Source organism: Sphingomonas sp., assembly GCF_041661825.1.
Classification (GTDB): domain Bacteria; phylum Pseudomonadota; class Alphaproteobacteria; order Sphingomonadales; family Sphingomonadaceae; genus Sphingomonas.
Genome location: NZ_JBAZTU010000006.1, coordinates 442,827 through 462,890, shown reverse-complemented (window position 1 = coordinate 462,890; position 20,064 = coordinate 442,827). Strand labels below are relative to the sequence as shown.

Annotated in this window: 20 protein-coding genes, 1 tRNA gene and 1 pseudogene; 6 read left to right on the top strand and 16 right to left on the bottom strand. The window is 65.7% G+C overall.

All coding sequences use genetic code 11. The features are described 5' to 3' along the window. The first annotated feature begins 148 nt into the window (after nucleotides 1-148). A complete protein-coding gene (locus WC729_RS27315) occupies nucleotides 149-838 on the top strand; it encodes a hypothetical protein (RefSeq protein ID WP_372857789.1) in 690 nt (229 codons plus the stop codon). An 84-nt stretch (nucleotides 839-922) separates the two neighbouring features. On the opposite strand, the gene WC729_RS27310 is transcribed toward WC729_RS27315, so the two are convergent. Then, nucleotides 923-1,870 carry an oxygenase MpaB family protein gene (locus WC729_RS27310; RefSeq protein ID WP_372857788.1) on the bottom strand — a complete coding sequence of 316 codons (948 nt, stop codon included), beginning with the start codon at nucleotides 1,868-1,870 and terminating at the stop codon, nucleotides 923-925. A gap of 119 nt (nucleotides 1,871-1,989) precedes the next feature. On the opposite strand from WC729_RS27310, the gene WC729_RS27305 reads away from it, so the two are divergent. From WC729_RS27305 to WC729_RS27295, 3 genes are all read left to right on the top strand, one after another. Beyond that, nucleotides 1,990-2,283, top strand: coding sequence for a plasmid stabilization protein (locus tag WC729_RS27305; RefSeq protein WP_372857787.1), 294 nt, complete (start codon nucleotides 1,990-1,992; stop codon nucleotides 2,281-2,283). Between the two features lie 65 nt (nucleotides 2,284-2,348). Further along, nucleotides 2,349-3,023 (top strand): hypothetical protein, encoded by a 675-nt coding sequence (locus WC729_RS27300; protein WP_372857786.1) that lies wholly within the window; start codon nucleotides 2,349-2,351, stop codon nucleotides 3,021-3,023. A 90-nt stretch (nucleotides 3,024-3,113) separates the two neighbouring features. Next, the gene (locus tag WC729_RS27295; RefSeq protein ID WP_372857785.1) at nucleotides 3,114-4,409 is read left to right on the top strand and encodes a glycoside hydrolase family 130 protein; all 1,296 of its coding nucleotides are present in this window, start codon (nucleotides 3,114-3,116) and stop codon (nucleotides 4,407-4,409) included. Nucleotides 4,410-4,712: 303 nt separating this feature from the next. Here WC729_RS27295 and WC729_RS27290 read toward each other — a convergent pair whose 3' ends face one another. The 3 genes from WC729_RS27290 to WC729_RS27280 form a co-directional block, all read right to left on the bottom strand. Beyond that, entirely contained in the window at nucleotides 4,713-6,269 is a 1,557-nt protein-coding gene (locus tag WC729_RS27290; RefSeq protein WP_372857784.1) for a PAS domain S-box protein, read from the bottom strand. 24 nt (nucleotides 6,270-6,293) lie between these two features. Continuing rightward, nucleotides 6,294-6,665 (bottom strand): response regulator transcription factor, encoded by a 372-nt coding sequence (locus tag WC729_RS27285; protein WP_372857783.1) that lies wholly within the window; start codon nucleotides 6,663-6,665, stop codon nucleotides 6,294-6,296. Between the two features lie 103 nt (nucleotides 6,666-6,768). Then, entirely contained in the window at nucleotides 6,769-7,410 is a 642-nt protein-coding gene (locus tag WC729_RS27280) for a response regulator transcription factor (protein ID WP_372857782.1), read from the bottom strand. A 117-nt stretch (nucleotides 7,411-7,527) separates the two neighbouring features. Between WC729_RS27280 and WC729_RS27275 the strand changes: the two genes are divergently transcribed. After that, nucleotides 7,528-8,322, top strand: coding sequence for an alpha/beta fold hydrolase (locus WC729_RS27275; protein ID WP_372857781.1), 795 nt, complete (start codon nucleotides 7,528-7,530; stop codon nucleotides 8,320-8,322). A gap of 42 nt (nucleotides 8,323-8,364) precedes the next feature. Here WC729_RS27275 and WC729_RS27270 read toward each other — a convergent pair whose 3' ends face one another. The 8 genes and pseudogenes from WC729_RS27270 to WC729_RS27235 form a co-directional block, all read right to left on the bottom strand. Beyond that, nucleotides 8,365-8,994: a 2-dehydro-3-deoxy-6-phosphogalactonate aldolase gene (locus WC729_RS27270; protein WP_372857779.1), complete on the bottom strand. Its 630-nt coding sequence runs from the start codon at nucleotides 8,992-8,994 to the stop codon at nucleotides 8,365-8,367. Then, nucleotides 8,991-9,863, bottom strand: a complete 873-nt coding sequence (locus WC729_RS27265; RefSeq protein WP_372857778.1) for a 2-dehydro-3-deoxygalactonokinase — start codon at nucleotides 9,861-9,863, stop codon at nucleotides 8,991-8,993. The genes WC729_RS27270 and WC729_RS27265 overlap by 4 nt, the downstream gene beginning before the upstream one ends. Beyond that, nucleotides 9,857-11,485, bottom strand: a complete 1,629-nt coding sequence (locus WC729_RS27260; RefSeq protein ID WP_372857777.1) for a sodium/sugar symporter — start codon at nucleotides 11,483-11,485, stop codon at nucleotides 9,857-9,859. Before WC729_RS27260 ends, WC729_RS27265 begins: the two co-directional genes overlap by 7 nt. 375 nt (nucleotides 11,486-11,860) lie before the next feature. Then, complete coding sequence (locus tag WC729_RS27255; protein ID WP_372857776.1) at nucleotides 11,861-13,819, bottom strand: serine hydrolase domain-containing protein; 1,959 nt, start codon at nucleotides 13,817-13,819, stop codon at nucleotides 11,861-11,863. Further along, nucleotides 13,812-14,507 (bottom strand): SdpI family protein, encoded by a 696-nt coding sequence (locus tag WC729_RS27250; RefSeq protein ID WP_372857775.1) that lies wholly within the window; start codon nucleotides 14,505-14,507, stop codon nucleotides 13,812-13,814. Before WC729_RS27250 ends, WC729_RS27255 begins: the two co-directional genes overlap by 8 nt. Next, nucleotides 14,507-14,779 carry a metalloregulator ArsR/SmtB family transcription factor gene (locus WC729_RS27245; RefSeq protein WP_372857774.1) on the bottom strand — a complete coding sequence of 91 codons (273 nt, stop codon included), beginning with the start codon at nucleotides 14,777-14,779 and terminating at the stop codon, nucleotides 14,507-14,509. The genes WC729_RS27250 and WC729_RS27245 overlap by 1 nt, the downstream gene beginning before the upstream one ends. Nucleotides 14,780-14,799: 20 nt before the next feature. Beyond that, nucleotides 14,800-15,048, bottom strand: a pseudogene (locus WC729_RS27240) (Arm DNA-binding domain-containing protein); the annotation flags it as partial. A 113-nt stretch (nucleotides 15,049-15,161) separates the two neighbouring features. Further along, a tRNA-Ser gene (locus WC729_RS27235) sits at nucleotides 15,162-15,252 on the bottom strand. A 98-nt stretch (nucleotides 15,253-15,350) separates the two neighbouring features. Between WC729_RS27235 and WC729_RS27230 the strand changes: the two genes are divergently transcribed. Then, on the top strand, nucleotides 15,351-16,226 hold the full coding sequence (locus WC729_RS27230; protein ID WP_372857773.1) for a peptidylprolyl isomerase: 876 nt from the start codon (nucleotides 15,351-15,353) through the stop codon (nucleotides 16,224-16,226). 266 nt (nucleotides 16,227-16,492) lie between these two features. Here the strand turns inward: WC729_RS27230 and WC729_RS27225 are convergent, their stop codons facing one another. The 4 genes from WC729_RS27225 to WC729_RS27210 are packed head-to-tail and all read right to left on the bottom strand — an operon-like array spanning nucleotide 16,493 to nucleotide 20,008. Next, nucleotides 16,493-17,092, bottom strand: coding sequence for an ABC-type transport auxiliary lipoprotein family protein (locus WC729_RS27225; protein ID WP_372857772.1), 600 nt, complete (start codon nucleotides 17,090-17,092; stop codon nucleotides 16,493-16,495). Then, on the bottom strand, nucleotides 17,089-18,060 hold the full coding sequence (locus WC729_RS27220) for an MlaD family protein (protein WP_372857771.1): 972 nt from the start codon (nucleotides 18,058-18,060) through the stop codon (nucleotides 17,089-17,091). The genes WC729_RS27225 and WC729_RS27220 overlap by 4 nt, the downstream gene beginning before the upstream one ends. After that, on the bottom strand, nucleotides 18,060-18,905 hold the full coding sequence (locus WC729_RS27215) for an ABC transporter ATP-binding protein (RefSeq protein WP_372857770.1): 846 nt from the start codon (nucleotides 18,903-18,905) through the stop codon (nucleotides 18,060-18,062). The genes WC729_RS27220 and WC729_RS27215 overlap by 1 nt, the downstream gene beginning before the upstream one ends. Then, nucleotides 18,902-20,008: an ABC transporter permease gene (locus WC729_RS27210; protein WP_372857769.1), complete on the bottom strand. Its 1,107-nt coding sequence runs from the start codon at nucleotides 20,006-20,008 to the stop codon at nucleotides 18,902-18,904. Before WC729_RS27210 ends, WC729_RS27215 begins: the two co-directional genes overlap by 4 nt. Nucleotides 20,009-20,064 lie beyond the last annotated feature (56 nt).

Sequence of the window (20,064 nt, the reverse complement as noted above, 5' to 3'; positions counted from 1 at the left end):
GTGCCCGCAAACTACCTTGGTATTAGGATCGCGCACCCATCAACGCGCTAACCGCTGACGCTCCAATGCGGACCCGCCGATGCGCTTTGTCGCTACCAGGAAGCGAACACTTGGCTTTAGATACCTCTCAAGGCGCATGGGAGCGGTTATGTGGCGGTTCGAGGGGAAGACATTCTGGCACAACGGCGATCCGCTCAGTCTGTCGCACGTCAGCGCGAATAATTGCGCTTTCAATCAATGTTTCACGCGGAGCGTGTCGCGTGGTTGGAATAGGTTCTCCGATATCCACCTTGATAACGTCAGTCACTGGAACTGCGAGGTTACGGGCTGTGTATTCGATGAGGTCACATTGCGGCACCTCAAGAAGGCAGGATCGGCTCCGCTCTTTCTCAATGCAAGCGTCTTCCGACATGTCACCCTGGAAGGCAACATCAGCGGGTTGAAGGTCAACCGTTCCGAGCTGGAAACGCTTGTTCAAGAATCGGATCGCAAGTGGCGAGATGAGCAGATCGTAGCCTTCTATTCCTCTGTCGATTGGGCGCTCGATATATCGAAGGCCAAGTTTCCAAATGGAGCTACGTTTGAGGCGATACCCGGCGATAAAGTTGTCCGTGATCGAACGACGCAGGCGCTTATCCGGCGCGAAGCCCTCAGCGCGACAAATTGGAGAGCATTGGATTACGGCCAGACCGCTATCGACATCGCTATAAGCTGGTTCGAAACTGGATCGCTGTTCGACGCTGTGGTGGTCGTGCCGCGTAGCAGCAGCAAGTATCGTCAAGCGGATATTGCTGTGATTGAAATGCTCCGACGCCAAGGGGTTGCCGAGCCAGATTGATGACCGGCATCATGCATTTGGCACCGGAGGCGCCAGTCCGCTCGCCACCTACTTTCTGCCATTCGCGGTTTACGAGTCTATGGCTCAGGCCCCCGCGATGACGGGACGTCGGAACAGATAATCCGCCGGCAACGCCATCCGCCGCGACGACTGCACCGCCGCGCTCGACGGCAGGATCAGCCGGTCGGACAGCCGCACCGCGCTCTTGAGCAAGGTCGCCTGACCCGGCCGAAGCCCATGCTCCGGCCCCAGCCCGACCCGATCCCGCACCCAGCCCGGCACCAGATCGACCGCCGCGCGCACCAGCATGCGCTGCAACGGCCGCAGGACTGCGGGGAAGGCGGGCGCAGCGCGGATGATATCGAGAAACTCGAACAGGATCGGCGAGGCTTCGAGGCGCGGGCGCATCGTGTCGAACAGGGCGTATAGCGCCGTCTCGTCCGCCGGTGGCGCCACCGCGCCGTAGAGCAGGGCGGAGGGAGCGGCCTCGGCATAGAATCGATCGCGCTTCGCCTGGCTCAGCCTGTGCGCATACCGATGATAGGCCTCGCAGAAACCATAGCTCGCGGTCGCCTGCACCCAGGTCAGCAGCACCGGATCGTTCGCCTGATAGGCCTCGCCGTCAGGCGTCGCGCCCGAGACCGCCGCATGCCGGCGCACCACCCCGGCAATCGTCGCCTCGGCCTGGCTGCGCGGGCCATAGACCGTCATCATCGCCGCGAGGCCCGTGCGCTGGAGCCGGGTGACGGGGTCGCTGCGGAACGACGAATGCTCCCACACGCCGGTGCGCACCGCGGGTTCGGCCAGTTCGAGGATGACCGCCGCGACGCCGCCGATGAACAGGCTCAGCGGGTTCTTGAACACGCGCCACGAGACCGAATCCGGCGGCACCAAAGCTGCCTCACCCTCGGGCCGGGTGAAGTCCACCTGCGGGCCGGACGGCGGGCGCATCAGCGCCGATGCCGAGGCGTCGAGCCGCCGCTGGACGGACGGCAGGGCAATGATCGGATCGATCAGCGAGGGGTGAAACATGTGCGGTCCTTCCTTGACCCTCAGGTCCCGAACGTCCCGCCGGCGCTTTCGGCCCGTTTGATGGATATCGATCCCGCGCGCCGCGTTGGTGCACCAGTCCATTTCACCAGGAGAAGATCATGCCTCGTGGAGACAAGAGCGCTTATACCGACAAGCAGAAACGCAAGGCCCAGCATATCGAACAGGGTTATGAGGATCGCGGCGTGCCCAAAGAAGAGGCCGAAAGCCGCGCCTGGGCCACGGTCAACAAGGAATCGGGCGGCGGCAACAAATCCGGCTCGGGCCGCGGCAAGCCCGACACCCATATATCCTCGTCGCGGGGCGGCCGGGCGCACAAGTCCGGTTCGCCCGAGCAGCGCTCGGCGGCAGCACGCAAGGGCTGGGATACCAGGCGCAAAAACGCGGCGGCCTGAGAGTGGCGGCGATGGCATCGGGCGCGGTCGGCGCGCTATGAGGGCGTGTGATTCGATCCCGAACCATGCTGGCCATCGCCGCACTGTCCCTCGCGTCGCCCGGCCTCTCGCGGGAAGCGCCGCAGCCGGTCTGGCCCGACACGCCGCTCGCGCGCACAGGGGCGCTCGCCTTGCTGCAGACGCTCAACGCCGAACTGCTCAGCCATGACAGCGCGACGCTGACACTCGACGGCTGGTGCATGCGCCGCGCGCTCGCGCCGGCCGGCAGCAGGATCGTCGCCGAGCGCGTCACCGGCCAGGACAAGCCGGCGACGCCCGAGGTGCGAGCGGCGCTCCAGGTCGGGGCGGAGGAGCCGGTCCGCTACCGCCGCGTCCGCTTGCGTTGCGGCGACCGTGTCTTGTCCGAGGCGGACAATTGGTATGTGCCGTCGCGCCTCACGCCGGCGATGAACACGGTCCTCGACACGAGCGACACCGCCTTTGGCCGCGCGGTGCAGGCGCTTCACTTCCGCCGCCAGACGATCAGCGCGATCCTGCTCTGGTCGCCGCTGCCCGAGGGGTGGGACGTCGCCCGGCAATCCCCGCGAAAAGGCGCCGGCCGCACGCTCGCGATTCCCGCCAGCGTGATCGAGCACCGCGCCGTGCTGCGCCTGCCCGACGGCACGCCGTTCAGCCAGGTGGTCGAAACCTATCGCGGCGACGTGCTCGGCACGCCGCCGCCGATGGTCGGGCATCGATGACCTCCCGATCCGGCTATAATGGACCCTCCGGCCGCCGCGCACGTTCCCGCGCTCGACCCGGTGGTGCGCCGCGGCCCATAAGGAATCCCGATGCTTCAGGCTGAACCCGTCCTCGACCATCACGACCTGATCCTGCGGCCCGATCCGTCGCGCACCGTCGTCCGGCCGTTCGAGCTCGAATATCCCGGCCGGTTCCGCATCGAGGGGCATCCGCGTGCCCAGGCGATCGTCGATCGAATCCTGACGCTCGACGAGGGCGCGCTCGAAAGCGAGCTGAAGCAGCTCACCCATTCGCTCGACGAGCGGCACCGCGACGTGGATGACATGCTCCGCCGCCGCTACGACGAGGTCGCGAAGCTCCTGCCCGGGCAGGTCGCGGTCAACGATCCGCAACGCCGCCTGATCGGCGCCTATTTCAGCGAGGAATTCTCGTTCGAAGCCGCCGCCCTGTTCAACCCCAGCGCGGTTGCGGCGCCCGATCAGTCGGGCGTGCCCGAGGGTGCAGTCCGCTTCATCCTGTCGCTCCGCGGCATCGGCGAGGGGCATGTCTCCTCGGTCACCTTCCGCACGGGCATCTGGATGCCCGGCGGCGCCATCACGGTCGACCGTGCGAGCCCGGCTGCCGTGCCGCCGACCATCGATGACGGTGTGGACGACGCCATCGCCGCGGTGACGCTCAACTGCGGCGGCAGTCGTGAGATATCGGAAACCGTGCTCTTCCCCATGCTGCCGAGCCAGCGCCAGGGCATCGAGGATCTGCGCCTCGTCCGCTTCACCGACGATGACGGCAGCGTCACTTATTACGGCACCTATACCGCCTTCAGTGGCGCATCGGCGCGGCCCGAGCTGCTCTCAGGTACCGATTTCCGCAACTTCCGCATGTGCGCGCTCACCGGCGACGCGGCAGGCGCCAAGGGCATGGCGCTGTTCCCGCGCCGGATCGACGGGCGTTACGTCATGCTCGGCCGGCAGGACAGCGAGAGCATCTGGCTGCACACATCCGACGACATCCTCCACTGGGAAGGCGGCGGGAAGATCGTCTCGCCGCGCTATCCGTGGGAGTTCGTCCAGATGGGCAATTGCGGCTCGCCGATCGAGATCGACGAAGGCTGGCTGGTGCTGACTCACGGTGTCGGCACGGTGCGCAACTACTGCATCGGCGCCTGCCTGCTCGACAAGGCCGATCCCTCCAAGCTGCTGGCGCGCACGCCGGAGCCGATCCTCACCCCCAGCCCCGACGAGCGCGACGGTTATGTCCCGAACGTCGTCTATAGCTGCGGCGCGATGATCGCGGGGCGCGAGCTGATGATCCCGTACGGCGTGGCCGACAATTTCGCCGCCTTTGCGACGACGACGGTCGACCGGCTGCTGAAGTGCATGGAATAGGAAGCGGTCGATTCAAACGGGCGGCTGCTTCGGGCAGCGTCGCGCCGCCCGGACCATCGTCAGTCGGCCCGGGCGGCTCTTTGACATGACTGGAATGTTGGACGGAAAGTCGCGCCGTAACAGCGGTAACTGCCGCTGTTTTGTCGCGTTTTTTCCGCTGTTATGGTCGTTCGATTCAGAACAGGGAAAACGCTGCGTAAGGGACTGATCCGGTTCGGGAAAAAATCGGCCGAAATCCAACATAACAGCGGAAGAAAAAAGCAGCCGGAAAAACGGCGAAATGTTGGAGGTTTTCGGCGGCCTTCAGCCCAGCGCCGGCAGGGTCACGACGAACCGCGCGCCACCGGCGATATTCTCGCCCGCAATCTCTCCGCCATGCGCTTCGACGATGGTGCGGCAGATCGGCAGGCCCATGCCCATGCCGCTCGCCTTGGTGGTGAAGAAGCTGTCGAACAGCCGCGCCGGTTCGGGCGGCAGGCCGGGGCCATTGTCCTCGACCGTCAGCGCCACCCGGCCGTCGGGCAGCGCGCTGGTGGTGAAGCGCAACCTGCGCTCGGGTACGCCCGCCTCGGCCATGGCTTGCACTGCGTTGACCGCAAGGTTGACGATCACCTGCTGCAACTGAGTCCGGTCCCCTGAGACCATGGCGAGGTCGGGCTGCAGGATCATTTCGATCCCCACATCCTGCGCGCGCAGTTCATGCGCCAGGAAGGTGCGCACATCCTCGACCAGCGTGTTGAGCGACAGTGCGATCCGCTCGGGCTCGCGCCGTTCTGCCATCGCCCGCACGCGCGCGATGATCGACGCCGCGCGCCGCGCATCCGCCACCATCCGCCCCGCGAGCCCGCGCACTTCGTCGAGATCGGGCTCCGCATTGGCCAGCCAGCGCAGGCTCGCCTCGCCGCTGGTGGTGATCGCGGCGAGCGGCTGGTTGACCTCATGCGCGATCGACGCAGTCAGCTCGCCCAGCATCGAGACGCGCGCGGCATGCGCGAACTCCGCCTGGAGCCGTTGCAGCGCCCCTTCCGCTTGTTTGCGCGCGGAGATGTCGACCACGCCGATCAGCAGCACGCCGCGCCGCCGGTTCTCCTGCGACAGCGACACGGTGAACAGCACGTCGATCGGTGTCCCGTCGAGACGGAGCAATTGAGTCTCGGTGACGAGGTGCGGTTCGCGCGTCATGGTCGCGACCAGCGCGTCGATATAGGCGGGCTCGCTGTCGCGCGGCCAGAAGCGCGCCGTATTCTGGCCGATCATGCCGGCAGCGTCGGTCGCGCCGAACAGGTCGAGTGCCTTGGCGTTGATGTCGGCGACGATCGCCTGCTCCATCGTCGCGCGAACGAAATCGCGATTGGCATGCAGGTACGCGCCCAGATCGGTCACGCCCTGGTCGCGCAAGGGGATCAGCATTGCGCCGACGCCAGTGAAGTCGACCTCCCAGAAAGCGACCGCCATCGCCTCGAACATGTTGCGATAGCGATACTCGCTGACCCGCAGCGCATCCTCGGCGGCCTTGCGGCGGCTGATGTCGCGCGCCGTCTCGATGATCCGCACCAGCGCGCCTTCGCCATCGCGCTCGGCGCTCCAGCGCACGTCGAGCACGCGCTCCTCGCCCCCGGCGGTGGTGCGCACGATCTCGCCCTCCCAGCGCCCCTCGGCCAGCAGCCGCGCCTCGACCGCTTCGACCGGCGCATCGTGGCGCGATTTCAGCAGCTCGTGCAGGTTGCGGCCCAGCGCGTCGAGGCGCGGCCAGCCATACAGCTCCTCCGACGCCGCGTTCCAGGAGAGCACGCGCCCGCCCGCATCGCGCGTCACGACGCTTTCATGGATCAGATCGAGGATATCGGCTGGTGCCCCCACGCAGGTCTTGTCGGCAATGCGCGATCAGGAGTCCAGCGCGCGGCGGATGCAGGAGATCAGGTCGTCGGCATCGAACGGCTTGCGCAGCAGGCAGAACAGCCCCGCCGCTTCGCCCCGCTCGTCGATCGACTTCTCGGTGCGCGCCGTGACCAGGATCACCGGCAGGGGGCGAGCGCGCTCCCCGCCCAGCCGCGCGGCCAAGTCGAGCCCGCTGATCCCGGGAAGCTGAAGATCGGTGACGAGGCAGTCCGCCTTTTCCAGCGCGTCGGCCGCCAGGAAATCCTCGGCCGAAACGAAGCCGGCGCCATCATAACCGAGCGACCGCATCAGCCCGATCAGCGCCGGGCGCAAGGAGTCGTCATCCTCGACGATGGCGATCAGTGGCTTGGCGGGCACGCGCTACATTCCTTCCACATGGGAAGCCTGAAGAACGCCGTCCCTGAAGCCGAAGTGCCAGAACCCCCCGCGGCACGCCATAATCCGATCGTATTACGGGGTTCTACGGAGCCTTCACGCCCAGCTTTTCCGCCATGCGCACCAGGTCGGGCAGCGTGCGGGCGCCCATCTTGCGCATCGCCGCGCCGCGGTGGATTTTCACCGTCACTTCGCTCAGGCCGAGCTCATAGGCGGCCTGCTTGTTCATCCGCCCGGCAGTGACCAGCGCCATCACTTCGCGTTCGCGCGGCGACAGGGCCGCGTGCAGCGTCTTCAGTCCGGCATCGTCGCTCTGCGTTGCGCGGCGCTCGCGGTCGCGCTCGATCGCGGTGGCGACCGCGTCGAGCATGTCCTGGTCGCGGAACGGCTTGACCAGGAAGTCGATCGCCCCCGCCTTCATCGCGCGGACCGACATCGGGATGTCGCCATGCCCGCTCATCAGCACCACCGGCAGCCCGATGCCGAGCTCGTCGAGCCGGTCCTGGAAATCGAGCCCGCTGATCCCGGGCAGGCGCACGTCGAGCACGAGGCAGCCCGGCGCATCGTCGCGCGGCGCGTCGAGGAACGCCGCGACCGAGCCATGGCCGCGCGCGCTGAGCCCGACCGAGCGGAACAGGCTCTCCAGCGCGCTGCGCAGCGACTCGTCGTCGTCGACGATATGGATGATCGCGGTTTCCCCCATATCGGACGAATAGTGCGGCCCCATCGGAGCGGCAAGGCAGCTTTGGGGGAGCTGCCGTCATACCAATGGTTGACTGGCCAAGAGCCTGCCGGTCGCCGAGATGAGGGCACGCAGCGATCTACCTCACTGAAAGGCTTCCCGATGTTCACGCGCCTCAAACTCTCGGCCGCACTCACGCTCGGCATCCTCGGTTTCGCCACGACCGCACCGGCGCAGTCCACGGATGCGGCGACCAAGCCCACCATCGTGCTGGTACACGGTGCTTTTGCGGATTCCTCGAGCTGGAACGGCGTGATCGCGAAGCTCATCCATGACGGCTATCGCGTCACGGCGGCCGACAACCAGTTGCGCAGCGTTCACGGCGACGCCGCTGAGGTCTCGGCGATCCTCAACAGCATTGCCGGGCCGGTCGTGCTGGTCGGCCATTCCTATGGCGGCACCGTGATCAGCGAGGCCGCCGCGGGTCACGCCAATGTGAAGGCGCTCGTCTATGTCGCGGCGTTCATGCCCGCGGCCGGCGAGACCAGCCTCGGCCTCAGCGGCAAGTTCCCGGGGTCGACGCTGGGCGGCACCCTGGCGCCGCCGGTGCCGGTCGCTGACGGCAATCAGGATTTGTATATCAGCCAGGACAAGTTTCCTGCCCAGTTCGCGGCCGACGTGCCGCACGACCAGGCCGTGCTGATGGCGGCAACCCAGCGTCCCGTCACCCTGGCCGCGCTCAGCGAGCCTTCGAAGGCTGCTGCGTGGCAGTCGATTCCGTCCTGGTCGATCTACGGCTCGGCCGACCTGAACATCCCCGCCGCGGCGCACGCCTTCATGGCCGATCGCGCGCATGTCCGCCGCGTCGTGGTGGTCCCGGGTGCCTCGCATGTCGTGATGGTGTCGCATCCGGCCGATGTGGCGACCCTGATCGAGGACGCTGCCCGGGCGAAGTAACCTTGGCCTGCTGCCGTTCGACCCAGGTCGAACGGCAGCCCGTTACGCGGCCAGGGCCTGAATAAAGGCGCGCGCATTGGCGCCAACCTCGGCGGCGCTCATGCCGGGTTTGTAGAGCGCCGACCCGAGCCCGAAGCCCGCGGCGCCCGCGGCGCTCCAGGGCCCCATCGTGTCGGGCGCGATCCCGCCGACCGGGAGGAGGCGGGCCTCCTTGGGCAGCACGGCGCGTATCGCCTTCACCACGGCCGGGCTGGCGGCCTCGGCCGGGAACAGCTTCAGCGCTGTCGCGCCTGCCTCGAGCGCGGCAAAGGCCTCGCTCGGCGTGGCGATGCCGGGCAGCGAGACCAGCCCCGCCGCCGCGCTCGCCGCGATGACGCGAAGATTCGCGTTGGGCGAGATGATCATCGTGCCGCCCGCCGCTGCCACTGCGGCAACCTGGTCCTCGCGCAGCACCGTGCCCGCGCCGATGATGGCCCGGCCCGCGAAGCGTCTCGCGAGCCGCGTCACGCTGTCGAGCGGATCGGGCGAGTTCATCGGGACTTCGATCAGGGTGAAGCCGGCCTCGACCAGCGCCTCGCCCACATCCTCGACCTCGTCCGGCTTCACGCCGCGCAGGATCGCGATCAGCGGGCATGTTGCGAAAGCGGCGTCGAAGGCGGCGATATGGCTCATATTCCTGCTCTTGCTCCGATGGCGATGATTCCCGCGCTGAACGCGGCGTTGCTGTCGACCAGCCGCGTGGCACGGCCATGCGCTTCGATCGCCGCGGCATAAAGCCCCCCGAGCACTGGGTCGGCGAGAACGTGGACGGTGTCGTGGCTCTGCCTCTCGAGGCGCACCGCGACATCGCTGCCGATCAACAGCCCGCTGGCGAAGCTCGCCGCATCCTTGTCGTCGCGCTCGCCGAGCAGCTTGGCCGCGCGGATGCCGAAGAGCGAGGCGGCCAGGTCGCGCTTGCGACCCTGTTCGACCCCTTCGAGGAACGCGGCACCCAAGGCTACTTCCCCGCCGATCTGCGCCGCGAGCAAGCCGTGCTTGCGCAGCAGCGCGAACAGCTCGCCCGTCATCGCCGTGGTGAAGCCGGCGATGCGGCCGCCCGCCATCTCCACCCATTTGCAATGCGTGCCGGGCTGCACCAGCAGCGCGTCGGCGGGGACCAGGCTTGCTTCGACCGCACCGAGCAACTGGACCTCCTCACCGCGCATCACATCGGCGGGGCCAGTGGTCGACACCCCGGGCACGATCGCGGTGCGCGGATCGATCCACAACAGATTGGCGGCAAGCTCGGCAGTCCCGGCGGGCGCGGGAACATAGGGCGCGACCCGCCAGCCGATGGTCGATCCTACCATCCCCGCCATCAGCAGCGGCAGGTCGCCGAACGCATCGCGGATCGCCTTGGCCTCGCGTGCGAAATCCTCGACCGCGGTCACGCCCTTGCCGTCGCGCGCGCTACGCGCGACCTGGCCGCCTTCGATCAGGAAGACGCGTCGGTTGGTCGTCCCCCAGTCGACGGCAAGGAATCGATCTTCAACGTTCACCACCAGGTCGCGTAGAGCGCGATCAGGATCAGGACAACGCCCACGCCGCCGATATTGAATGCCGTCGTCGTGCGGAAGCTGACGCCTTCCATCGTGACCCGGTTCGCGTCGCCGCGGCCCTTCACCAGCAGCGAGATCGCCATGGCGAGGAACAGGCTGACCAGGAACACGAACATCATGCGGTTCATGAAGGGGAAGAGATAGGCATTGAACGCTTCGGGCAGCCAGGGCGAGGGAATGCCCATCTTGAGGATATAGGAGAGCAGGACCGACGTGATCGCCGCGACGATCGCGCCCGCCTCGGTCGCCGGTTTCCAGAACAGGCCAAGCAGGAAGATGACGGTGATCCCCGGCGTGAAGAAGCCGGAGAATTCCTGAATGAACTGGAATGCCTGGTCCGAATTGCCGAGCAGCGGCCGGGCCGCGATCAGTGCGATCACCACGGCGAGCGCGGCGACGATCCGGCCGACCAGCACGAGATGCTTTTCCTGGCCCTCTACCTGGCCGTCTTCATCGCGGGTCCTGATGCCCCGCGCCTTGGCATAAAGGTCGAGCGTGAAGATCGTCGCGATCGAATTGATCTTCGACGCGGTCGACGCGATGATCGCCGCGATCAGCGCCGCGAAGACCAGGCCGAGCAGCCCCGAGGGCAGCAGCTTCATCATCGTCGGATAGGCCTCGTCCGGCTTGACCAGATCGGGCGCGAGCACCACCGCAGCGATGCCCGGCAGCACGATGATCACCGGCATCAGCAGTTTCAGCCAGGCAGCGAACATCACGCCCTTCTGCGCTTCGGCGATGTTCTTCGCGGCGAGCGCGCGCTGGATGATATATTGGTTGAAGCCCCAATAGCTCAGATTGGCGATCCACATGCCGCCGACCAGCACCGCGATGCCGGGCAGATCCTTGTAGAAGGGATGATCGGGGCTGAGGATCATGTCGAAATGACCGGGCACGCGCTCGGTGAGTGTCGTGAAACCCGCGATCACGCCGTGCCCGCCGCCGACCTGGTTCAAGGTCAGATAGGAAATGACGAGGCCGCCGAACACGAGCAGGGTGACCTGGACGATATCGGTCAGCGCCACCGCCTTGAGCCCGCCATAGAGCTGATAGAGCAGGGCGAAGGCGCCGAGCGCGATCAGCGCCGTATCCTGGTCGATGCCCGCGACCTTGTTCACCGCGATCGAGCCGAGCCAGATGATCGAGGTCAGGTTCACGAAGACATAAAGCGCCAGCCAGAATATCGCCATCAGCACGGGCAGGACCCGGCCGTACCGCTGCTCGAGGAACTGCGGCATGGTGTAGATGTGGTTCTTGAGGAAGATCGGCAGGAAATATTTGCCGACGATCAGCAGGGTCAGCGCCGCCATCCACTCATAGGACGCGATCGCGAGGCCAAGCGCATAGCCCGAGCCGGACATGCCGACGATCTGCTCGGCGGAGATGTTCGCCGCGATCAGCGATGCGCCGATCGCCCACCAGGGAAGCGATTTCGAGGCGAGGAAATAATCGGACGTGTCTTTCGCATGCCCCGCCTTTTCGCGGCTCACCCATTGCGCCAGGCCGAAAATGCCGATGGCATAGACAATGACAACGATGACATCGATCTGCGACAGACTCGTCATGCTGGTCCCCTCCTTGCCTGTGGGCGCGAGGCTCCAGCGGCGTTGTCGTACATCTATCTATATTTTTGGGCCTTGGAAGAGGGAGCGATCACGCGATGGGCTGCGCTCTCCGCGCGCGCGCTCGCCGGGATGGGCCTATGGCAGGAACAGGAGGATGTCGCGGGCCACGCCCGATGATGATGAGCACTACATCTACGCTGCAGCGTTACGACCGTAGCCGAGCAGACTGGCCTCAGGCGAAGCAGACCTGTGGCGGCGCCCTGTCGCCGCCACGGCCAACATCTTTGGAGGGTAGCATCCATAGCGAGACGCTACTGCTATCGACCGCTGCCCGATAAGCTGGGGGAAGGCTTGGCTCGGCTTAGCGCGCTTTCATCAATAATCGAGGGAAGGTGATAACAGCGAATAGGTAACACCGATCCAGACTATGCCAGCGCAAGCGAGCGCGAAAAGGGCCGAGCCGAGCCGAGCTGGCCAGCCCCGCGTTCTGTCGCGCCAGACCAGCACAAGGTTCCAGAGCGCAAAGGCGCCACCGATGATGCCGAGCAGGCCGAACAACTGAAACGCTCGGAGCAGCGGATCCAGCCCAGGACCAAACAGGGAAAGATTAGCGGCCCCCGCGACAAGCACTCCGAGGAACCCGCCGACGAACAGGAGGTTCGCGAGGGATGTCGCCCAGCTCATCCGATCGAGCAGCGCGGCGCGAGCCCGAAGCGGATATGGCTGTTTTCGCCGCCACCGGATCAGCGCTCGCACTGGCCGCGCGGCCAGCGTGTACAGCAAGACCAGCAGTGAGAATGCGAGCAGCGGCCCATTCCATGCCATGGACCGCGCTGCGACGCTGCGCTGCATCTCGAACGCTACCGGCAAATCATCGGTGGCAAAGGCAACGACGCGCCCATTTTCGACCCGCGCCGTGAGCCGACTGCTGCCGCCGACCTCCTGCCAGACGAAAGGTGCAACTTCACGCCATCGCTTCGGCATTGCATCGGTGCCGAGCAACTGGCTCACCAGGATTGTTCCGTCGGGCTGGGCTACGACCTGTGCTTCGCCAAGCGCGAACATCATCGAAATGAACGACGAGTCCCCGCGCCGGGAACTCAGGTAGCGGCCGGCGATCAGTTGGGCATGATCGGCAGCGGTGCGCGCCGTTGGCGCTGCAGGCCGCGGGTCCGGGAAGTAGCGGTTCATAAAGGAGCGGAACAGGTCGCCACGAGTGATCCCGGCTGTCGGCAGCCTTCCGGTGCTGTTCATCACGATGAAGAAGCCGATATCTTCCTGCGGCACAAGTTGCATGACGGAATGGAAATACTGGCTGTCGCCGGCATGGCTAAGCACGATCCGATTGTTTCTGTCGTCCCGGAAGAAACCGAGCCCCATTGGGGGCAGAGGCGGCATCGCGGCGAAGGTACCCTTCCACATGAGATCGATCGTTTCCGGCCGCAGAACCGATGCGTCGCCGAGCCGTCCGCCGCCGAGATAGGCGCGCATGAAACGCCCCATATCGGCAGCGGTCGCCGAATGCCCGCCGGCGGGACCGACCGAGAATATCTCGAAGGGCATGGCCGGACCTGAGCCGAGCATGTAGCCGCGTGCGGCTTCGCGCTGCAGGGCCGGAGGAAGCGGCTGGCGCGCCGTAGAGTGAGACATGCCCAGCGGCTCGAAAACATTACGGTCGATATAGGCGTCGTAAGCCTTGCCGGAGACCCGCTCGACGATATAGCCGGCAAGCGTAACCCCGTAATTGCTATAGGCGATCGTGCGGCCGGGCGGATAAATCCTCTCCGGCGTCCAGCCACGCACATAGTCACGCAGCGGCAGCGGAGCGGCGCCGCTCGTTACGAGATTCTTGACGTGCTCCTCGAAGCCCGGCGTGTGAGTCATCAGGTTCCGCAAGGTAATCGGCTGGCCATCCCGAGGCGGAATGCGGAAGTCGAGATAGCGGTTGATGTCCGCATCCAGGTCGAGCCGACCCTGCTCGACAAGCTGCATGACAGCCGTCCAGGTGAACAGCTTGCCCACCGATCCCGTACGAAAAACGGTTCGCTCCGGATCGACCGGCCGGCGCGCGGCGACGTCGGCATAGCCCCAGCCGCGCTGCGTAACGATTTCGTCACCGCGCACCACCACGATCGCGGCCCCCGCAATGTCGTTGCTGGCGAGGGCATAAGGCACGATTCCATCAAGCCAGGCATCTACATCCTGCGTGGTTAGCGGATGGGCGGCCTTGGTGGTTGGCGGCGCGACATGTTGTGCCGTTGATGCCGAGGAGATGCCAATGATGGCGAGCAAGGCGGCCAGCCAAACTGGCGCGCCGGAACGGATCCTATTCATGCTCGCTCTCCATGGTGAATCTGTCGGCGTCGCCGCGCCAGATGACATAAGAATACATCACGCACGCCAATGCGGCGGCCACGGCCGGAAGCACGAAAGTGTAAACCAGTGCTTCGGGGCGAAGCATCAAGGCGGAGGCGAGCCCGGCAAGTCCGACCACCATGAACAGGCGCCCGGCAAATCTATGCGTCCTTTCCCAGGCGAGATCGCTTGTCAGCGTCCACGGTGTAAGCACACCGAACACAAGGTTGCGCCGGGTCTTCGGCAGCGAATCCGCGACGACGACAAGCACGCCGCACCCAATCGACATAGCGACGCGCCAGCCGATATCCGTCGTTGATCCATGGGCTGTCGCGCGAACTTCCGCCGCGAGCATCCAGGCAATTGCAAGCAGCAACAGCTGTGTGCCGGCCCAGGCCATCACATAAGTGCGTTGTCCGCGCGCGAGATTCGCTCGCAGCGGCTCGATCCGTTGCAGGCCCGCGAAAAGCAGCGCGAGAACTGCCGCGATAAATGGAAGCAGCCCCAGAAGTGTCAGCGCAGCGCTGCCGGTCGGCTGAGGACCGGCGGTTGCAAGCGCAGAAAACGAAAACCGGACGTTGGGCCCAGCGTCCGCCGCAGCCCAAGAATAGAGGCCCGTCATCAGCAAGACCGCCACAACCGAAATCAGGAGACCCCGCTTGGTCATCACTTGGGCTTCCTCATGATCGTACTCCCGATATCGAGCAGCGCGGCCGCGGTTTCTTCCAGGATCGTGGCGTTCAATCGGTAGATGACGCTTGTGCCGGATCGTTCGGTAGTCACCAGACCGGCATCCTTTAGTATCTTGAGGTGCCCGGTCATCGTGGGCCAGGCCACGTCGAACCCCGCCGCTATTTCTCCGGAACAAAGCGGACCATTGCGCAGCATTGCGATCACCTTTCTTCGCGCGGGATGGGCAAGTGCCACAAATACGTCCATTAGCGACATGCCTAATTAGGCTATAGGCTAATGTCAAGCGGCGCTTCTATCGCTGCCGTCGGCTGGACAGCGATTGGGCAAAAACGGCCTACCAGCTTGTTCCCGGGACTCTTTTTCGCCCTCACTTCCGATATTTGGACGGTTCTCGGGGCACCGAAGACCATGCGCTTCTGCTTGCCGTCATAATCGTCGTTCCAGCGCCAAAGCTTGCCGCCGCTGGGGGTGACCAGCCCGTAAAGGCGATTGGCGTCGGTGAGTTTATGCGGCTTGGCGGCGCGAACGGGTACGGCCGGCCGAGGCCGAGCAGCTCCGCTAAATGCTAGATTTCAGGAGAGAAAAGTCGATCCCGGTGGCCTGTTGCGGACCACCGGGAACGGGTCCGTGGCGGAGCGGGAGGGATTCGAACCCTCGATACGCTTTTGACGTATACTCACTTTCCAGGCGAGCGCCTTCGACCACTCGGCCACCGCTCCGCATTCCCTGGAACGCAGCCCCCTAGAGGGTGACGGGCGGGCGCGCAAGCCGGGGGGGGCGATTGCGCGAACGCGGGGCTTCGTGTCAGGATGGCGCCATGCTGATCCCCTTCCTTGCGCTGCTCGCCGGCGCCCAGGCCGCGCCCCCGCCTCCGGTGTCGCCGCCAGCCCCGCCACTCCCCTCGGACGCGATCGCTGCCGACTGGCGCCCGATCCCCGATGACGAGCTGATGGTCATCACCCTTGGCGGCAACCGCAGCGTCGTGATCCGTCTCGCCCCGCGCTTCGCGCCCGAGCATGTCGCCAATGTCCGCAAGCTCGCGCTCGCACATTGGTGGGACGATACCAGCGTCTATCGCGTGCAGGAAAACTGGGTGACCCAGTGGGGCGACGGCACCGAGAAGAAGCCGCTCGCTCCCGGTATCGTCGAACCCCTGGCGATGGAATTCGACATCCCGGCATTCGATGCCGCGCAGCGGCTGAGCCGCAGCGACGCCTATTCGACCGCATCCGGCGTCACCGCCGATGGCTGGCCGATCGCGACCGACGGCAAGGCCGCCTGGATGCCGCATTGCTACGGCACGGTCGGCGTGGCGCGCGATTCCTTGCCCAAGACCGGCAGCGGGGCCGAACTGTTCACCCCGATCAGCGGCGCGGCGCGGCGGCTCGACCGCAACTACACCATCGTCGGCCGGATCATCGACGGCATGAAATATATGTCGGCGATGCCGCGCAGCGATGCCGCGATGGGCGTGTACGCGACCGAGCCGGAGCGCACCACGATCGTGTCCGTCAGGCTCGCCAGCGAGATACCGGCGGGCGAGCGCCCGAAGTTCGAATACCGCTCGACCGACAATGTGCGCTTCGCTGCCTATATCAAGCTGCGCGAGAATCCGGCGGCGCCGACGGTCGGGCTGGGCGGCATCGACATCTGCGATCTGCCGCTGGCGACGCGCCGCGTCGGCGCGAAATAGCGCAGGGTCGATTCAAACCTCTCGGACTGCCGCTAGGATCGTGCCTGATTCGGCCTCGCTCTGCGCGGTTCGTATCAGGCTCTTTCTCAATCTGTTATCCGCGGAATCGCACCTGTTATTCACCTGTTATCGATTAACAGGTGGAGCGACCTCAAGCTGCTGATCCGGAACGGGAAATTCGGACGCGAAATCCAACATAACAGGTACAGAAAAAATAACAGGCAAAGAACAGGTGGAACAGGTCCGCCCTGTTGGAGAAATCGGCGTCAGCGGCCGACCCAGTCGGCGACCTCCGCCGCGACCTGGTTCGCTGCCTGGTTGATCGCGACGCCCGCCGGACCAGGCTCGATCGCCGAGACCGGAACGCGCGCCTCGAACCGGCGCTTCTCGACGACATTGCCGTCCTTGCGCGTCAGCGCCGCGTCATAGGTCACTACGGCCTGGAGCGATCCGGCCTCCACGCCGAAGGCGCGCAGTTCGCCCGACAGGCGCGCGCCGGGGTCGACCATCGACTGGGCGCCGATCACCACGCGGCCGGTCTTTGCGCTCACCGTGTCCGACAGCAGCCGCGCGAACAACCGGGCGGGGGGCTCGGCCCATTGCGCGTCGACGATATAGGCAAGGTCGGTCGCACTGGTCTGTACCGGCACGCGCTGAGTGGCGAGCGCCTGCGAGACTGCGGGTACCAGGATGAGGATCGTACCGCCCGTCGCGGAGGACTGGGTCTGACCCACCGGGATCGACGCGGCCGACGTGATCGTCAGCAGCGAGGGTGGGGGCTTGGCGCCGAAACTGATGCAGCCGGCAAGCGGGGCCGTCGCCAGCAGCGCGAACATGAGGGTGCGGATGCGCATCATGGAGCTCATTTCGTCTTACCCTTGTAATCGGGGAGTTTCGGTCCGCCGACCAGCGAGCCGGCGCCGCCCTGATCGATCTTCTCGGCAACCGAGGTGAGCGCGGCCGACATCACGCGCAGGTCGCGGACGAGCTGTCCGACCTCTGGCATGGTCTGCTTCGAGAAGGACTGGATGCCCGGCCGGGCGTCGCCGATCGCCGCATCGAGCGATTCCATGCTATGCTGCGCCGATGCCACTGCCTTGTTGAGGTTCTGCATCGCCGGGCGGACATCGTTCGTCATCACGCCATTGGTCGTATTGGCGAGCTGACCGATCTGCTGCGCGGCGTCGCCCGCTTTCTGGATCGCGACCCGGGTCTCGGCGATCGTTGCCGCGATCTCCGGCCCGCGATCGGCCAGCGCGCCGGTCAGCCGGTTGGTGTTCTCCAGGATGCCGGTGATCGACGCCTGGTTCTTGTCCGACAGCATCTCGGTCAGGCGTTCGGTCAGGGTCGACAGCCGCTCGAGCAGTTTCGGCGCGGAGTTGAGCAGCGCGCCGAGCCCGCCCTGCTTGGGCGGGATGACCGGCACGCCGAACGGGCAGTCATTCTCCGGCTTGATCTCGGGGCAGGCGATCGGCGGAGCGCCCTTGACGGCGCCGTCGAGCTGGATCTCGCTGACGCCGGTAAAGCCCACGCCCTGGATCGTCGCAGTGGTGCCCTGCAGCACCGGCGTCTCGTCATTCACGCTGATGCGCACGCGAACGAACTGGGGATCGGGCTTCCACAGTGCGATTTCCTTCACCTGGCCCGAAGGCACGCCGGAAAAGGCGACGGTCGATCCCTTGTTCAGCCCGTCGACCGATTGCTTGAAGAAGATGTCATACTCCTTCTCGGAGCTGCCGCTCAGCCGCGCGATCCACACGGTGAAGATGGCGAGCACGGCGAGCAGGATCAGCACGACGGCGCCCACCAGGACATGGTTCGATCGGGTTTCCATCAGTCCTCAGCCCCTGTGTGTTCGGTCGCCCGTTTGGCCGCCTGCTCCGCATGCTGCTTGTGCTCAAGTGTTGCGGTGGCCGCCCGGCCACGCGGGCCCCTGAAATATTCCTGGATCCACGGATGGTCCAACGCGAGAAGCTCATCGATCGTGCCGACCGCGATCACCTTCTGGTCCGCGAGCACCGCGACGCGGTCGCATATTGCGTACAGCGTATCCAGATCATGCGTGATCAGGAAGACCGTCAGCCCCATGGTCTGCTGGAGCGAGGCGATCAGCTCGTCGAATGCCGCGGCGCCGATCGGGTCGAGTCCGGCGGTCGGCTCGTCGAGGAACAGCAGTTCCGGGTCGAGCGCCAGGGCACGCGCCAGGCCGGCGCGCTTGCGCATACCGCCCGACAGCTCGGCGGGGAATTTCGGCCCGGCATCGGCGGGCAGCCCGGTCATTACCACCTTATAGGCAGCGATCTCGTCGAGCAGCGCCTGATCGAGGCCGGGGTAGAATTCGCGTAAGGGGACTTGGGTGTTCTCCGCAACGGTCAGCGTGGAGAACAGCGCGCCACCCTGGAACAGCACGCCCCAGCGCTTGCGGATATTGACTGCTTCATTCTCGTCGAGGTTGACCGTGTTTTCGCCGAATACGGTGATCTCGCCCTCATCGGGCACCTGCAGGCCGATGATCGACCGCATCAGCACCGATTTGCCGGTGCCGGAGCCGCCGACCACGCCGAAGATCTCGCCGCGTTTTACATCCAGGTCGAGCCCGTCATGCACGATCTGCTCGCCGAAGCTGTTCTTCAGTCCCCGCACGCAGATGACGGTCTCGCCGCTCGCGCCCGGGCTCATGTCCAGCCGATCCAGGTAAAGAAGACAGCGAAGAAAGCGTCGAGCACGATCACCAGGAAGATCGCCTGGACGACCGCGGAGGTAGTGCGCAGGCCGACCTGCTCGGCATCGGCCTCGACCTGCATGCCCTGGAAGCAGCCGGCAATGGCGATGATCGCGCCAAATACCGGCGCCTTGACCAGCCCGACCCACAGATCGGTGATCGGCACGACCTCGCGGATGCGCTGGACGAAGGTGATCGGGGGGATGCCGAGCGAGATCCAGCAGAACAGCCCGCCGCCGATGATCGAGATGAGCGAGGCGTAGAAGCCGAGCAGCGGCATCATCACCACCGCGGCGATGACGCGGGGCAGCACCAGCGCCTCCATCGGCGACACGCCGATCGTGCGCATCGCGTCGATTTCCTCGGTCAACTTCATCGTGCCGATCTGCGCGGCGAAGGCCGATCCCGACCGGCCGGCGACCATGATCGCGGTCATCAGCACGCCAAGCTCGCGCAGGGTAATTCGGCCGATCAGGTTGATCGTGAAGACTTCGGCGCCGAACTGGCGCAGCTGAACGGCGCCCTGCTGGCCGATGACGATGCCGATCAGGAAGCTCATCAGCCCGATGATGCCGAGCGCGGTGACGCCGACCACTTCGAAGCGCTGGACCGTCGCGTTGAAGCGGAAGCGGCGATAACGGATGACGTTGCCGAACGCGATCACCGTCGCGCCGAGGAAGCCGAGCAGGCCGTACAGCGTCCGCAACCCTATCACGATCGCGTCGCCGACCTCGCCGACCACGCGGACGAAGCCGGACTCGACGGCCGGCCGCATCGCGACGTGCTGGTCCGCTGCCTCGACCTGCTGGAGGAGATGCATGCCGTCGGGATTCAGGCCCTCGATCCGGGCGCTGTGCTGGGCGGCGAAGCGATGGATCAGCCAGGCGCCGATCGTGTCGATCCGGTCGATCCCGCTCAGATCGATCACGTCGACCGCGCCGCTATAGCTGCGCAGCCGCTCGGGCAGGTTGCCGATCTGGGCCAGCGAGAGATTGCCGGTGAAACGCAGAACGTTGCCGTCACCGGCGCGGTCGTTCGAGAAGGCGGCCATCTCGTTCATATCGCGCACCATTGGTGCAATCGCGCTGGATCGGCAAGCCGCACCGTGCGTAGGGT

Bases quoted from the DNA above. Each gene is read 5' to 3' on its own strand.
- WC729_RS27245 (WP_372857774.1), bottom strand. From the start codon at position 14,779: ATGGACGTATTTGTGGCACTTGCCCATCCCGCGCGAAGAAAGGTGATC.
- WC729_RS27275 (WP_372857781.1), top strand. From the start codon at position 7,528: ATGTTCACGCGCCTCAAACTCTCGGCCGCACTCACGCTCGGCATCCTC.
- WC729_RS27295 (WP_372857785.1), top strand. From the start codon at position 3,114: ATGCTTCAGGCTGAACCCGTCCTCGACCATCACGACCTGATCCTGCGG.
- WC729_RS27255 (WP_372857776.1), bottom strand. From the start codon at position 13,819: ATGAATAGGATCCGTTCCGGCGCGCCAGTTTGGCTGGCCGCCTTGCTC.
- WC729_RS27210 (WP_372857769.1), bottom strand. From the start codon at position 20,008: ATGAACGAGATGGCCGCCTTCTCGAACGACCGCGCCGGTGACGGCAAC.
- WC729_RS27300 (WP_372857786.1), top strand. From the start codon at position 2,349: ATGCTGGCCATCGCCGCACTGTCCCTCGCGTCGCCCGGCCTCTCGCGG.
- WC729_RS27270 (WP_372857779.1), bottom strand. From the start codon at position 8,994: ATGAGCCATATCGCCGCCTTCGACGCCGCTTTCGCAACATGCCCGCTG.
- WC729_RS27230 (WP_372857773.1), top strand. From the start codon at position 15,351: ATGCTGATCCCCTTCCTTGCGCTGCTCGCCGGCGCCCAGGCCGCGCCC.
- WC729_RS27215 (WP_372857770.1), bottom strand. From the start codon at position 18,905: ATGAGCCCGGGCGCGAGCGGCGAGACCGTCATCTGCGTGCGGGGACTG.
- WC729_RS27310 (WP_372857788.1), bottom strand. From the start codon at position 1,870: ATGTTTCACCCCTCGCTGATCGATCCGATCATTGCCCTGCCGTCCGTC.
- WC729_RS27280 (WP_372857782.1), bottom strand. From the start codon at position 7,410: ATGGGGCCGCACTATTCGTCCGATATGGGGGAAACCGCGATCATCCAT.
- WC729_RS27250 (WP_372857775.1), bottom strand. From the start codon at position 14,507: ATGACCAAGCGGGGTCTCCTGATTTCGGTTGTGGCGGTCTTGCTGATG.
- WC729_RS27220 (WP_372857771.1), bottom strand. From the start codon at position 18,060: ATGGAAACCCGATCGAACCATGTCCTGGTGGGCGCCGTCGTGCTGATC.
- WC729_RS27225 (WP_372857772.1), bottom strand. From the start codon at position 17,092: ATGAGCTCCATGATGCGCATCCGCACCCTCATGTTCGCGCTGCTGGCG.
- WC729_RS27260 (WP_372857777.1), bottom strand. From the start codon at position 11,485: ATGACGAGTCTGTCGCAGATCGATGTCATCGTTGTCATTGTCTATGCC.
- WC729_RS27315 (WP_372857789.1), top strand. From the start codon at position 149: ATGTGGCGGTTCGAGGGGAAGACATTCTGGCACAACGGCGATCCGCTC.
- WC729_RS27305 (WP_372857787.1), top strand. From the start codon at position 1,990: ATGCCTCGTGGAGACAAGAGCGCTTATACCGACAAGCAGAAACGCAAG.